Here is a 14,085-nt window from a genome sequence, read left to right as displayed (position 1 = left end):
ATCCTTTGTTTGGCGGTCCGGTTTAACGCGAAATTCCGGGCCGCCTTAATCGTTACAGGACGTCTGCCTATTGAAAATCGGGCAACTTCCCCCACCTCCATTCACACAAGCCACCACGCTTAGAATGGTTCAAATTCCCCGGGGGAAGGTGACATGCTTGATCGTCTGCGTATCCGTACTCGACTGATGATGGCTTTTCTGTCGATGGCGCTGGTGACAACACTTACCGGTGCATCGGGTGTTCTCTTTACATCATTGGTTGGTGAAGAAAGCGAAACCGTTGCGGTTGATCTTGCCCCGCTTGGCGACGCGGCCATGGAAATCAAACTGACAGCAACCGCCGCCCACCTGCTGCTTGAAGAAATCATGGCTGGCGACAGTACAGAGGACATCAAGGAAGTCTGGGACCTTCTGGGTGAATCGCGATGGTACGCAACCGCGATCCTTGATGGCGGATCAAATGACGAAGGAACATTTGTCCCGTCCCAAAGTGCCGAAACCCGCGCAAAAATTCAGGAAGTCCTTGTCGCACTCGATAGCCTGATCGCCGTCAGCGAGCAAAGATACGCCCGTCTGTCATCACAGCAAGGCGTTGGAACCGGTGCGGACCAGCAATTTGACAAGCTTTACGAAGACCTGCAGGAAAGCCTGGCCAAGCTTCTGCCTCCGCTTCGAAACGATCTGAGGCCCGCCTCCATGCAGGCCATCGAAAATATCGGCGAGGCCCGATATCGTCTGGCGAACGGCCATCTGTTCCTCGAAGAACTTCTAAGTGGCGATGACGAACTGACATTTGATGGTGTGTCATCGAATTTCACCGTGGCACGTGAACGTATCGAAGCAATCGATATTCCGACACTATCCGATGCCATCGCAAAACTGTCCAAAGATATCCAGACCCTTGCCGATACCGCCAAGACACGCACCGACAATACCCTTGCAAGCACCGCGGCCAATGCCACCGCCGATGTCGAGTTTGACAACAGTTTCAAAAGCTTCATCAATCTGGCCGATGCGGCCGAAGAAATCATTCATGATGACATGGATCTTGGTCTGGTCGTGATGTACCGACAGATCGGCTTTTCGCAATGGACAATGGCCATCATCACGACCATCGGCTTTGTTCTGGCGATCCTGTTTACGATCTGGGCACGACGCGGAATAATGCGTCCGATCACGCTTCTGTCGGGCAATATGGAACGCTTGGCGGGGCGCGATATGAAGGTCGAAATCCCGTATCTTGCAGCCAGGAACGAGATCGGTGACATGGCCCGATCTGTGCAGGTCTTCAAGGACAGTATGGTCACAGCCGATCAACTGGCCGAAGAAAAGGAACGGGATCAAAAGGCTCGCGATGCGGCCAACATCGCCCGCGAAAGCTCGATCCAGAATTTCGATGGCGAGATTTCACGCATTCTGGGGCTGGTGACCGGCTCGGTCAGTAAAGTCAAAGACACGTCGGGCAGCATCAATAAAACCGCTGATCAGAATGCGGCAATGGCGACCGAAATCGTATCCGCCTCGTCAGAGGCCAACCGAAATGTTCAAACAGTCGCCTCTGCCGCCGAACAGCTTAGCGCATCGATCAACAATATCCGCGATCAGGTCGACCGGTCATCGGCGATCTCGCAAAATGCCGTCAGCCAGGCCGAACATACCAACGCACTGGTCGAAGGCCTTGCCGCATCTGCCGCAAAGATCGGCGAGGTTCTTGGGTTAATTTCCGATATCGCGGCCCAAACCAACCTGCTTGCCCTGAACGCAACCATCGAAGCTGCAAGGGCCGGTGATGCCGGCAAGGGGTTCGCCGTTGTGGCGTCCGAGGTCAAAAACCTTGCAACCCAGACCAGTCGGGCAACCGATGAAATCGGCGCACAAATAAGCGGCATTCAGGATGCGACGCGGGAATCTGTTCAGGCCATTCAGGACATTTCGCATGTCATCTCGGATATGAGCGAGATTTCCGCAGCCATTGCGACGGCCATCGAACAACAGGGGCTTGCCACTGCCGAAATTGCCGCACGTGTACTTGATGCGTCTGATGCGACAAGCACCGCATCGGGCAAGTCGGACAACATCCATTCGGCCGCCGAACAAAACCGGGCACGCGCCACCGAACTGGCCGAGGCCGCCCGTGAACTGTCAAGCGGCTCGAACGCGCTTCGCACATCGGTCGACAAGTTTCTTGAAGACGTCAGATAACCCTGCCTCGTCGAAACACCCGCCATTCACGCACAAAAAAACGCCCCGCAATCTGCGGGACGTTTTCATGCCGGATGAACCGGAATTCTGTATTCTAAGCTTAGCCGACGATCTCGGTCTGAGCGAAGAAGTAAGCAATTTCGATTGCAGCGTTTTCGAGCGAGTCCGAACCATGGACCGAGTTCGCTTCGATGGATTCTGCAAACTGCTTACGGATGGTGCCCTCTTCGGCGTTTGCCGGGTTGGTTGCACCCATAACTTCGCGGTAGGTCGCGACAGCGTTTTCGCCTTCCAGAGCCTGGACAACGACCGGGCCGGAGATCATGAAGTCTACGAGTTCACCGAAGAACGAACGTTCTTTGTGAACTGCATAGAAACCTTCAGCCTGAGCGCGGGTCAGAGCGACGCGCTTCTGTGCGACAATGCGCAGGCCAGCTTCTTCGATGACGGCGTTGATTTTGCCGGTCAGGTTGCGGCGCGTTGCGTCCGGCTTGATGATCGAAAGAGTGCGTTCGACAGCCATTGGTTTCACCTAGCTACTTTAAAAATTTCATTACCCCCCAAGGGGCTTCCAAACAGGCCTGCGGAACATAAAGGAGCAAAATATAAGAACTCCCTTATGATCCACAGACCCAAAGGTTGGCGCTATATAAACGGGGTTGAAGCGCAACGCAACAGATAGTTCTGCCCGCGCAATACAGACTTGCAGTAGTTGCATTCACCTCAAAACCATCAGAAAAATGCGCAAAAACGCATGAAACCGCGATTTTGCAAATGATTATATACGCGTAGTTGTCGCTGATTTTCGCAGGGTTACACTTTCAAGAAACCTTGCTTCAATCCGCGCTCTGCCCTATTGAAAGCACAGAAATCCTTGCGATTCCCGCAACCATTGGCGGAAATGCACGGAAACCCGGATGACACGACCAAGAGAACGACCGATAAAATGCTGCAAATTACCGATCTCACCTATCGTATTGGTGGCCGCGTCATTCTTGACCAGGTTTCCCTGTCCATCCCCGACGGTCACAAAGTTGGCCTGATCGGACGCAATGGTGCGGGCAAATCGACCCTGCTGAAACTGATTTCAGGTGATCTTGCCACCGATGGCGGCGATATCGTCCTGTCTAAACGTGCCCGCATGGGCGTAGTATCGCAGGAAGCCCCGGCGGGCAGTCGTTCGCTTCTTGATACGGTGCTTGCCGCCGATACAGAACGCGCAAGCCTTCTGGAAGAAGCCGAAACCGCCACCGATCCCCATCGCATCGCCGAGGTCCACACCCGCCTTGCCGATATTGATGCCCACACCGCCGAGGCGCGCGCGGCATCCATTCTTTCGGGTCTTGGCTTTGATGCCGATGCCCAACAACGTGCCTGCGATGATTTTTCCGGTGGCTGGCGTATGCGTGTTGCCCTGGCGGCAACCCTGTTCCTGCGTCCTGATCTGCTGCTGCTTGATGAACCGACCAACCACCTTGATCTTGAAGCCACCATCTGGCTTGAAAACTATCTGATCAACTATCCCGGCACCATCATCCTGATCAGCCACGACCGCGATCTTTTGAACCGTGCGGTCAAATCGATTGCCCATCTGCATGACGGCATTGTCACGCTTTATGGCGGCAATTATGACAAGTTTGCCAAGACCCGGCGAGAACAGATGGAGCTGGCCTCCAAACAATATGAAAAGCAGATCGCCCAGCAAAAGCATCTGCAATCCTTCATCGACCGTTTTCGCGCCAAGGCCAGCAAGGCCAAACAGGCGCAAAGCCGTGTGAAGATGCTTGAAAAAATGGGTCCGGCGATCCCGGTGGTCGAAGACCGCGGCATCACCTTTGACTTCCCGAGCCCCAAGGAATTGCCGCCTCCCCTGATCAATATTCATAACGGCGAAGTCGGCTATGAGCCGGGCAAGCCGATTTTGCGCAATATCAGCCTGCGCATCGATATGGATGACCGCATCGCCCTTCTTGGTGCCAACGGCAATGGTAAATCGACACTGGCCAAATTGCTTTCTGACCGTCTTGAGCTGTCCGACGGTGAAAAGGCATCCTCGAACAAGCTGCGTATCGGCTACTTCGCCCAGCACCAGACAGATGAACTGATCGGGGAAAACACCCCATATCAGCATATGGCCGCCCTGATGCCCGATGCGATTGAAAGCAAGGTACGCGCACAGCTTGGCCGCTTTGCCTTTGAAGGCGAAAAGGGTGACACCAAGGTAAAGGACCTTTCAGGGGGCGAAAAGGCGCGTTTGCTGTTTGCGCTGATGACCCTTGATGCGCCGCATATGCTGATCCTTGATGAACCGACCAACCACCTTGATATCGACAGCCGCGATGCGTTGAACCATGCGCTTAATGCCTATGAAGGTGCGGTGATCATCATCAGCCACGATCCCTATCTGATCGAGGCCTGCGCGGATCGTCTGGTTCTGGTCGCCGATGGCACGGTCAAGGCGTTCGACGGTGACGTTGCCGAATATCGCCAGTATCTTCTCGATCGTGCCCGTCAGGAACGCCGTGCCAACAAAGGCGGCGAAGATGACACCAATGGCAAGGACGCCAAACGCGACCGCAAGGCCGAACGCCAGCAGGCCGCCGAAAAGCGCAAGGCCGCCGCCCCGGTCAAACGGGCGATTGAAAAGCTTGAAGCCCAGATGGAAAAGCTTTCAACTCGCAAAGCCGCCATCGAAGCCGAAATGGCCGACCCAAAGCTGTATGAAGCCGCCAACAGCCACAAGCTTGGCAACCTGCAAATGGAACTCGGCAAAATCGAAAACCAGCTTGGCGATATCGAAGTCGAGTGGATGGAAAAGCAGGAAGAATATGAGGCGATGGTCGCCTGAAAAAGGCGGTACCACCAAGATATTGGGCCCACGCCGACTTGGAAGGTTTCTAATGGCGCTTGTCTAAAGCGATGTGAAGAAATATAAACCAGCCGCAACCATCAACCTGCGGTTAGTTAAAAAAGCACAGGAAACATCATTGATGTCTCCTCCTGTTTGCCTTACCTGCAATCTTAAAGAATTTTCAGATTGTCCGAAACGGTACAGGTTCCGATATCGCATTTTGACACGGCCAGCATCGAGCCGGATCTCCGCTTTGATGCCTGGCAGGAAAATATCGGCGTCTTTTTCGATCTTGCGATGCCCGATGGCGGAAAGCAGCCAACGAATGTCCATGCACAGATCGATGTCTGCAATCTTGGCAACGCCGTTTTTGGTGTAACCCGATCACAAACCCAGCGCTTCACGCGCAATACCCGCCGGGTGATCCAGGACGATATGGACCACATTCTGGTTCAGCTTTTCCTTAAGGGCAGCGGCGGACCATAGACAACGAGCGTATCGTTGCAGGTGATATGCTGATCATCGATCTTGATCAGCCCCATGACATGATCAGTAGCAAATTTGAAAACCTGACCCTTGTTCTTCCGAGGGACAAACGACCGGAAATATCTGATTGATTGTCGGCTTTTCATACCCGGCAATCACCCCGCCAACCCGGCTTGAATAGGCCAAAGCCGCCCTGACATCCCCGCGTTCAACGTAGCTTCCCAAAACCTGCCCCATGCAAACGGCATCTCTTCGACAAACAGCATGCCGGGATCCAGCTCATCGGCGGCGACCACAATCAGGTCCAGCTTGTTTAACCGTGCAAGTTGCTGGCTGACAGCCGGAGGAATACCCACTGTGGTTGAACCCAATGCCGCCCGGTTTGCCGCAAGGCCGGTTGTATCAACAATCGCCACCGTGGAGCCGCTTTGCACGGCAAGCCCGTCGCCCCCGACGCTGCCCCCAAAACCCCATCGCCACTTTCCCCCAACGACAGACATTCATTGCCCGAAGAATACACATGTCCCGATCAAAGGTTTTGACTGAGTGTCCCAAAATTCTGTCACCAGTGTTCCAGCGCGATGATTTTGATGATTCTGGAAAAATAGAAAGGGCACGTGGCGAAAGTTGCGCGGCGCGCAATATGCTATTGGCCCCGCCTCCACCAACGGCATTGAGACTTTGATGTCTTTGCCCATGATGAAATTCAAGCTGCAAAGCAAACCGAACACACAACCAAACTATTTATCATCCTGAAACATAGCTATATTCTGCTCCGTCAACTTGTGATCGGATTAATTTGAAAGACCGATCAAACCGTTGAGAACATGCATTCTTGGCAATGCCTGTTTCTGGTTTGTGGCTGCAGAACGGGGACGATATGGAAATTTTCGGGGGACTGCTCGTACTTGGATTGTGCGTAACAATCTTGGTCGGCTCAATACTCGGTATCGCTGCCTTCTCCCGCAACAAAAAATTGTCGATACGGGTAAGGATGCTTGAAACGCAGATCAATGCGATGCGTGTGGCACAAGCACCGTCAAAGACCGACGCCGTGCACTCTGTTTCTCAAGATTCAAATGCAAAGCCCTCGGAACCGGAACAAGCGAAAGCATCTGAACCGTCGTCCGTACCGGTGACAGCTTCGCTTCCCGAAACATCAGCATCATCTGCGTCGCCCGCATCTCCATCAGACAAAGAAACGTCCGCACCAGCAAGTGATATCCCCACGCCATCCAAACCAAAACCGCAATCAACACGTGGAAGCGTTGAAGAGAAAATCGGTTCGCGCTGGTCGGTTTGGGTTGGCGGCCTCGCCTTGGTTCTCGGTGGTATTTTCCTTGTTCGCTATTCAATCGACGCAGGACTGCTTGGCCCTGTCCAGCGCGTCATATCCGCCGGTCTGTTTGCATTGGTACTTTACATCGGCGGTGAATTTTTGCGTCGCCGTCCGACCTTTGCAAAAATCGGGGATTTATCCCAAAGCAACTATATCCCGGGCATTCTTACCCTTGCCGGAACGACAACGGCATTCGCAGCGATTTATTCAGCCCACGTCCTCTATAACCTGATCGAGCCGGGCACCGCATTTGCCATGCTGGCTCTGATTGCGATGGGGACTTTGGCGCTGTCACTACTCCAAGGACCACTTCTGGCATCAACCGGTCTTTTGGCAAGTTACATCGTGCCGTTTCTGGTGCAATCGTCCGATCCGGCTCCGTGGGTGCTGGCGATTTATGGCTTGGTGATCAGTCTTGGCTGCTACGCGATATCCCGTTTCCGCAGATGGCACTGGTTTGCCACTGTAACGGTGGTTGCAGGATTTGCGTGGGGACATCTCGTTGCTTTTGCCGCCCCCGCTCATATGGGTGGGGCGCCACTTGCATTTTATGACGTCATACTCTTGGCTGCGACCATCGCCACATTTGTGTTTGGAATTTTTGTCCGCGACGCAGTCACCCCACCCAAGTTTATCGATCAAAGGTCTTCATTCTTTGTTGTCTTGAACAGCTGGCTGGTCATCTATCTTCTGCACCAAAGCAACTTCGATGCGGTTGGAACAACGGCACTTCTGATCACATTGGCCATGTTAATGGCGACGGCATTCTTCTGGCCTGTGATTGCGCCGGTTGCCCTGGCGGCACCAGCATTGGCCGTTCTCGGGTATCTCAGCTGGGATGTACGTATCCCTGTTGATGATCTGCTGCTTGATCAGCCAATAATCACCTATGCAATCGACAAATTCGCGGTTATCCCGAATGCACAGTCCTTCGTTGTCACCGGGTTGATGCTCGGATTACTGATGGGAATTGCCGGATTTGCAGGCGCCTATTTGTCTGCCGCCAGATTGTTCCTTGCACTGGCAAGCGTATCCGGGCCAATCGGGATATTCTTCATCGCACTTTGGCGAAGCGAAGCACTGGACGTACAGCCATTTTTCGGTGCAACGGCACTTGCGATGGCGGCTGCCTACCTTGGCGCATTGTCATTCCTTGAACGCCGACTTGACCCGCAGGACCATGACCGAAATCCAACCCTTGCAAGCTATGCAACCGCGACAATCGGACTGATCGCGACGGCAATTGTCATTCTTCTGGGTGACGGATGGATACAACTTGGATTGGCGGCGTTGTGTGCATCAACCGTTTGGGTCGGCGGACGGTGGCCAATGCCGGGCCTCGGTCGCTGCGCCTTGGGCCTCGGTGCACTTGTATTGTTGTCGATCTATTGGCAACCGACCATCGTTCCGGTCGAGGATTTGTCAACCACGCCCTTCTTCAATGCCCTTCTGTGGGGGTATGGCGGGCCTGCACTGATTTTCTGGTGGTGTGCAGTCAAATTGCACAAAGCTTCACTCACCGCGACAAATGAAATTGCGATGCCTATTCGTCGGCAAAGCCGTGCGTTTCAGGGACTGGCAATTTTCACATCGCTGGCGACCGGCGCAGTTCTGCTGCACCACGCAACGAATGACGGTCTTTTTTATAGCCCGGCTGATACCCTGCTGGAATGGAGCCTGCAATCCTTGCTCGCCCTTTCTGCTTGCATCGGACTGGAACGAATTGACCGCTCGTTGCGCAGTCCGCTGATCTCAAAATGTATCATCGGTCTGGGCTTCCTCAGTTTCGCAATCATTGCATTGCTCAATCTGATGGCTCTCAATCCTTTATTCACCGACGAGTTTGTCGGTGAAAGTGCCTTTCTGAACCCGCTTTTGCTCGCGTATCTGCTGCCTGCTATTCTGACGGGGTTACTCGCAACAAGGTTTGCCGAAGGGAAGCCCGATATCTATCGTCAGGCAGCAGGAATTCTGTCCGTACTTCTGAGCTTCTGCTGGATTTCCCTTCAGGTTCGCCAACTGTTTCACCATGGATACCTCGGCTATGACCATGAATGGTCAAGTGCCGAACTTTACAGCTATTCTGCCGCATGGCTGACCTTTGGCATTGGATTGCTTGCTTACGGTATTTGGCGCCAGGTACACCACATCCGTATTGCATCGGGTGTATTCGTTGCGTTGGCGGCGGCAAAGGCATTCCTGTTTGATATGTCATCACTTGACGGGATTTGGCGCGCGATGTCCTTTATCGGGCTTGGCATCGTTCTTGTTTCGGTTGGACTTCTCTATCAGCGCTTACTATCACGCCCAAACCAAACAACAGAACAAAGCAATCCTTCTTCGGATGACGCTTCTCCACCTCAAGAAGATGACTGATATCGGCCTGACATAACTTCTGTTCCTGCCTTCAACCAGAACAGCGGTCACAAGGCTTTCGAACGATCAAGAGCCTCTTTCAGGGTTCAAAAAAATACAAAAGGACTGGCAGTAACCCCTGCCAGTCCTTTTGTCTTCAGGTTCACAATGGCGGAATCAGTGAATTGCCACCTTTACCGTGATGCACTGACCAGATCGCTGCTCTTCGACTTGCGAACGCGTTTTTGCTGGTACATTTTTTCGTCAGCCAGTCCGAGCAGCGCCACGGTTTCCTTGCAGTCCTGAGGGAAAATCGCAAGACCGATGCTTGCGCCAACCGTGATGCTCAGCGCATCAATTTCAATCGGTCGCTGGACAGATGCTGCAATTTTCTGCGCCACCCATTCGGCTTCGTCACGCCCCTTGACGTCATCGGCAATCACGGCAAATTCATCACCACCAAGACGGGCAACGGTATCGCCCTGTCGAATGGTGTTTTTGATCCGCTCGCCAACCTTGCGCAGGACCTGATCACCGATTTCATGGCCATAGCGGTCATTCACCGGTTTGAAGCCATCCAGATCAATATACAGCAACGCAACAGAATGCCCTTCATTCTCGGCATGACCACATGCCACTTCCAAACGGTCTTCGAACAGAAGACGGTTGGGAAGTCCGGTCAGGGCATCATGGTTGGCCTGGCGCCAAAGTTCCTGTGCGTTTTCCATATGGCGCGAGATATCAAGTCCCATCTCGACGAAATTGACTTCGGACGTGGTCGGATCTGTAATCGCACTGATGACCACATTGGAATAGAAGAAATCCCCGCCCTTGCGGCGGTTGCGAACCTCGCCCTCCCAAATGCCATTGGCGCGTGCCGACATCAGGATTTCGTCAAGGGCCTCGGCATTCTCGCGCTGGGCCCGCAAGAACGAAAGCGGCTTGCCCACCGCCTCGTTGGGAAGATATCCGGTCATGGCCGTAAAGCCGGGATTGACCTTAAGGATCGTGCCTTCCTGATCGGCGACAACCACACTGTTCTTTGAAGCCCGCAATACCTGTTCGGACAGGCGCGCATCGAAACTTGCGACAATCTGGTTTTGCCGGGTCCAGGCATAGGCAGCACTGCCAATCGCAATCAAAAACAGGAATGCCAGCGAGACAATGATCAGGGTGCCCCGTTCCGGCCACAGAAGTTTGTCCAGCACATCGACCGGCAACCGCGCACCGACATAAAGGTTCAGGCGGCTGCTTTTTTCTTCGTCACTGCCATAAATAACCGACAAGGACCGCAGGGAATTCCGCGCAAGTAAAAGGTCAGAGACATCAAGCCGCTGAACCGAATAGAACCCGCTATCAACCCGGAAGCTTTGCAAGCCAAGTTGCATGCTTTCCCATGCCTGGGGCAGACGGTCCCCGATCTTGATCGCCTTTCCGGTCAAATCTTCGGACCAGTTTTCGCCTTCTTCACCGCCAAGAATCCAGCCGCCATCGTCGTCCAGAACAAAGGGCTCGGCATCATCAAGCTGCAATGCCTGAACAACATCGGCAAAGATCGGTGCGGCACGCATGTTTAGAACCACGACCCCGTGTCGTTCGCCAAACTTGTCAAATACCGGGGCGGAAAGCCGGATGACCGGCTTGATCGGCTTTTCGATCTGGCCGAATTCTTCGTTCAAATCCACGCCGGAAATATAGATGGTCCCGCGCGGGGCATTTTCGGCAAGGCGGAAATACGGACGGTCGCTTTTGTCCTGCAATTCGCGTTGGGGCACGGCAAAGGGGATGCCGCTGCCATAATTCACACGAACGACTTCCTTGCCTTCAAGATCAAGAAACCGGATCTGGTCATAGATGCCACGCCGCAGGGAAAAGATCGCAAATTCGTCGGCAAGCTGATGTAAATTCGCTGTGCCCGAAATAACAGCGTCGACCTGCTGACTTTCAGACAGGATCAAAAGATCGGATACAACGATGTCGATACGTTCGCGTAGGACCGAAATGGATTTTTCAAGCGCATAACGTTGATCATCGGAGATGACCTTTTCGCGGACCAAACTGCCTTCCCAGGCCAGCAAGCTGACCACAAGCAGAAATACGGCCGAAAGCGGTGCAAAACACACCATAAATGACTTCAGATGGCCCAGTTTGATCATGGCTTTCCTGCAGGTTGCTCTGGCTTTGTCCAAACCGTTTCAATCGGGTCTTGCGCGGAAAATATTGTTCGTAAGTATAATGACGCAAATCCTACTTCACGAACGCAATTTTGCACATAACAAGTATCGACAGTCCGGAATACATATTGTTTTCAGATGCTTAATTGCAACCAAAGATTATAGTAATTACAGCTTTCATTCTAACAAACCTCAAACCGGATTCCCCCGACACGCCGGGAAACGCTATTTCTGAAAGGCTTTGCTTGCTGCAGGCTCCTGACATGATCCTGTCAGCAGCACCTTGCTAGGGTGGCTTAATTCAATCAGCCATCACTTAGCAAATAAGGCGCCCCATGACCTATGTCGAGAATCTCTGGTTATTTTTCATCCTGCTATCGGGCATCATCATCGTTCCCGGAATGGATATGTTTTTCGTCATTGCCAATGCACTGACTGGTGGAAAGCGTGCAGGTTTATCGGCAACGGCCGGCATCATGCTGGGTGGTGTCTATCATACCTTGCTGGGCGCTATTGGGATCAGTGCCTTGCTGGCAGTTGCCCCCTGGCTCCTCAATGTTATGCTGTTTGCCGGCGCGGCCTATATGATCTGGATTGGCGTGACCCTGATCAGAAGCGCGATAACAGTCGCCGCGATCCGTGCAGCCAAGCCTTCCTCGCTCTGGATTGCTTTTCGTCAGGGCATGATCACATGCATGCTGAACCCCAAGGCGTATCTGTTTATTTTCGCCGTCTATCCACAATTCATCCGCCCTCAATATGGCCCGCTGTGGTCGCAGGCCCTGATCATGGGCATCATGACCGCAGCAGTTCAGCTTACCGTTTACGGTGCCCTTGCACTGGCCGCCGGGACAAGCCGCAACATGATTACCGGTAACCCGGTCGCGACAATCTATATCGGGCGGATCGCGGGTGCGCTGTTTATCGGTGTCGCACTTCTTACCGCCTGGCAGGGCATTGTCACGCTGGATTAGAAACCGTCAGTCACCCGGTTTGCGATCTGGCCTATCAGACCATGCCATGCCATTCCATGATCAAGATGCAAAACACCCGCCAACCGGACCGGCTGACGGGTGCTTGTTCTGATTATTCAGTCTGATTTAACAATCAGCCAGATTATTCAGTAATTTTAAAGACCGGAAGAACCGAACCCTGGTATTTGGTTTCGATGAATTTGCGGATCGCATCATCGTGGTAGGATTCAACAAGGGTTTTGACCCATGCCGCGTCCTTGTCCTGGGTACGGGTGACGATCACGTTGGCATACGGGCTGTCATTGCCTTCAATCGCAATCGAATCCTTGATCGGGTTCAAACCAGCTTCAAGCGCATAGTTGGTGTTGATCGCCGATGCATCCAGATCCGCAAGCGAACGCGGAAGCTGTGCAGCGTCCAGTTCAACAAAGCGAATGTTTTTCGGGTTTTCAATCACGTCAAGCGGGCTTACGACCAGACCAACTGCCGGATCAACCTTGATCAGGCCCTGTGCCTGAAGCACCAGAAGCGCACGACCGCCATTGGTCGGATCGTTCGGAATACCGATCGACGCACCGTCTTTAAGTTCGTCAAGATTTTTGATCTTGTCGGAATAGATGCCCATCGGGGTCAGGATGTTGTAGCCGACAACTGCCAGATCATAACCGCGATCCTTGATCTGGTTATCGAGATACGGCTTGTGCTGGAAGCTGTTTGCCTGAAGGTCGCCATCATCAAGCGCCTGGTTCGGAATGACGTAATCCGAGAAGCTGACGATTTCGATATCAAGGCCTTTGGTCGCCGCAACCTTGACGACTTCTTCCATGACTTCTTCATGCGCACCCGGGGTAACGCCGATTTTGATTTTTTCGTTGGCAAGTGCCTGACCGGTCAGGGCCGATGCCAGAACGGCCGCAGCCGTCAGTTTAAGCAGAAACCGCATTGTAAAACTCCTTGTTTTCGCTGTCTTTTGCGGGAATTCTTGAATGTGAGGAATACTCATATATTTCGTTTGTCGGCCTTGCGCGCCATCCAGTCGCCAGCACTTTGCACGGCCTGAACCACCACGATCAGGGTGATCACAACGGCTGCCATCACATCGGGACGAAAACGCTGATAGCCATAGCGAATGCCAAGATCACCAAGACCACCGGCACCGACCGCACCGACCATCGCCGAATAACCGATCAAGGTTACCGCCGTCAGGGTCAGGCCATGAATGATGCCTGGCAATGCTTCGGGCAGAAGGACCTTGGTCACGACCTGTACCGGGCGGGCGCCCATGGCTTGGGCCGCTTCGATCAGGCCGCTATCGACTTCGCGAATGGCACCCTCGATGATGCGCGCGATGAACGGGGTTGCCGCCACGGTCAGCGGCACGATAGCCGCAGACGTTCCGATCGAGGTCCCGACGATCATGCGGGTAAACGGAATGATCGCCACCGCCAGAATGATGAAGGGCACGGAACGGGTCGCATTGACAATCGGACCAAACAGGCGCTGGAACCAGACGGCTTCAAACAGTTCCCCACGGCCCGACGTTGCCAACAGAACACCGAGCGGCAAGCCCATCGACGTACCAAGCGCAAGGGCAGCGGCAACCATATAAAGAGTTTCCCAGGTCGCCTGAAGCAAGATCGGTGCGAGTGTTGAAAACATGGCTTAACCCTCCTGCCCGTTAAGTTGATCGCTGGATTGACCGGC

At 53.5% G+C, this 14,085-nt stretch carries 10 protein-coding genes; 5 read left to right on the top strand and 5 right to left on the bottom strand.

Translation table 11 applies throughout. The features are described from left to right. The first annotated feature begins 153 nt into the window (after window positions 1-153). Window positions 154-2,202, top strand: a complete 2,049-nt coding sequence (locus tag TH19_RS10100) for a methyl-accepting chemotaxis protein (RefSeq protein ID WP_114102236.1) — start codon at window positions 154-156, stop codon at window positions 2,200-2,202. A 100-nt stretch (window positions 2,203-2,302) separates the two neighbouring features. Here TH19_RS10100 and ndk read toward each other — a convergent pair whose 3' ends face one another. Next, window positions 2,303-2,725, bottom strand: a complete 423-nt coding sequence (gene ndk, locus TH19_RS10095) for a nucleoside-diphosphate kinase (protein WP_022734236.1) — start codon at window positions 2,723-2,725, stop codon at window positions 2,303-2,305. A gap of 423 nt (window positions 2,726-3,148) precedes the next feature. Between ndk and TH19_RS10090 the strand changes: the two genes are divergently transcribed. Then, the gene (locus TH19_RS10090) at window positions 3,149-5,050 is read left to right on the top strand and encodes an ABC-F family ATP-binding cassette domain-containing protein (protein ID WP_114102472.1); all 1,902 of its coding nucleotides are present in this window, start codon (window positions 3,149-3,151) and stop codon (window positions 5,048-5,050) included. A gap of 189 nt (window positions 5,051-5,239) precedes the next feature. After that, a complete protein-coding gene (locus TH19_RS10085; RefSeq protein ID WP_181846384.1) occupies window positions 5,240-5,539 on the top strand; it encodes a hypothetical protein in 300 nt (99 codons plus the stop codon). 155 nt (window positions 5,540-5,694) lie between these two features. Here the strand turns inward: TH19_RS10085 and TH19_RS10080 are convergent, their stop codons facing one another. Next, a complete protein-coding gene (locus tag TH19_RS10080) occupies window positions 5,695-6,039 on the bottom strand; it encodes a hypothetical protein (RefSeq protein ID WP_114102235.1) in 345 nt (114 codons plus the stop codon). Window positions 6,040-6,380: 341 nt separating this feature from the next. On the opposite strand from TH19_RS10080, the gene TH19_RS10075 reads away from it, so the two are divergent. Further along, the gene (locus TH19_RS10075; protein ID WP_114102234.1) at window positions 6,381-9,254 is read left to right on the top strand and encodes a DUF2339 domain-containing protein; all 2,874 of its coding nucleotides are present in this window, start codon (window positions 6,381-6,383) and stop codon (window positions 9,252-9,254) included. Window positions 9,255-9,427: 173 nt separating this feature from the next. On the opposite strand, the gene TH19_RS10070 is transcribed toward TH19_RS10075, so the two are convergent. Beyond that, the gene (locus tag TH19_RS10070) at window positions 9,428-11,389 is read right to left on the bottom strand and encodes a diguanylate cyclase domain-containing protein (RefSeq protein ID WP_114102233.1); all 1,962 of its coding nucleotides are present in this window, start codon (window positions 11,387-11,389) and stop codon (window positions 9,428-9,430) included. 353 nt (window positions 11,390-11,742) lie between these two features. On the opposite strand from TH19_RS10070, the gene TH19_RS10065 reads away from it, so the two are divergent. Continuing rightward, window positions 11,743-12,381, top strand: a complete 639-nt coding sequence (locus tag TH19_RS10065) for a LysE family translocator (RefSeq protein WP_114102232.1) — start codon at window positions 11,743-11,745, stop codon at window positions 12,379-12,381. Between the two features lie 142 nt (window positions 12,382-12,523). Here TH19_RS10065 and TH19_RS10060 read toward each other — a convergent pair whose 3' ends face one another. Together TH19_RS10060 and TH19_RS10055 are read right to left on the bottom strand one after the other, a co-directional pair. After that, window positions 12,524-13,324 carry a MetQ/NlpA family ABC transporter substrate-binding protein gene (locus tag TH19_RS10060; protein ID WP_114102231.1) on the bottom strand — a complete coding sequence of 267 codons (801 nt, stop codon included), beginning with the start codon at window positions 13,322-13,324 and terminating at the stop codon, window positions 12,524-12,526. 56 nt (window positions 13,325-13,380) lie between these two features. Next, window positions 13,381-14,040, bottom strand: a complete 660-nt coding sequence (locus tag TH19_RS10055; protein WP_114102230.1) for a methionine ABC transporter permease — start codon at window positions 14,038-14,040, stop codon at window positions 13,381-13,383. Window positions 14,041-14,085 lie beyond the last annotated feature (45 nt).

The sequence above is a fragment of the Thalassospira profundimaris genome, from assembly GCF_003326675.1.
Lineage (GTDB): Bacteria > Pseudomonadota > Alphaproteobacteria > Rhodospirillales > Thalassospiraceae > Thalassospira > Thalassospira aquimaris.
This window is presented reverse-complemented; position numbering and strand designations above follow the sequence as displayed.

Excerpts from the sequence above, each read along its gene's own strand:
- TH19_RS10060 (WP_114102231.1), bottom strand. The coding sequence starts at position 13,324 with ATGCGGTTTCTGCTTAAACTGACGGCTGCGGCCGTTCTGGCATCGGCC.
- TH19_RS10075 (WP_114102234.1), top strand. The coding sequence starts at position 6,381 with ATGCCTGTTTCTGGTTTGTGGCTGCAGAACGGGGACGATATGGAAATT.
- TH19_RS10055 (WP_114102230.1), bottom strand. The coding sequence starts at position 14,040 with ATGTTTTCAACACTCGCACCGATCTTGCTTCAGGCGACCTGGGAAACT.
- TH19_RS10070 (WP_114102233.1), bottom strand. The coding sequence starts at position 11,389 with ATGATCAAACTGGGCCATCTGAAGTCATTTATGGTGTGTTTTGCACCG.
- TH19_RS10090 (WP_114102472.1), top strand. The coding sequence starts at position 3,149 with ATGCTGCAAATTACCGATCTCACCTATCGTATTGGTGGCCGCGTCATT.
- TH19_RS10065 (WP_114102232.1), top strand. The coding sequence starts at position 11,743 with ATGACCTATGTCGAGAATCTCTGGTTATTTTTCATCCTGCTATCGGGC.
- TH19_RS10100 (WP_114102236.1), top strand. The coding sequence starts at position 154 with ATGCTTGATCGTCTGCGTATCCGTACTCGACTGATGATGGCTTTTCTG.
- ndk (WP_022734236.1), bottom strand. The coding sequence starts at position 2,725 with ATGGCTGTCGAACGCACTCTTTCGATCATCAAGCCGGACGCAACGCGC.
- TH19_RS10080 (WP_114102235.1), bottom strand. The coding sequence starts at position 6,039 with ATGTCTGTCGTTGGGGGAAAGTGGCGATGGGGTTTTGGGGGCAGCGTC.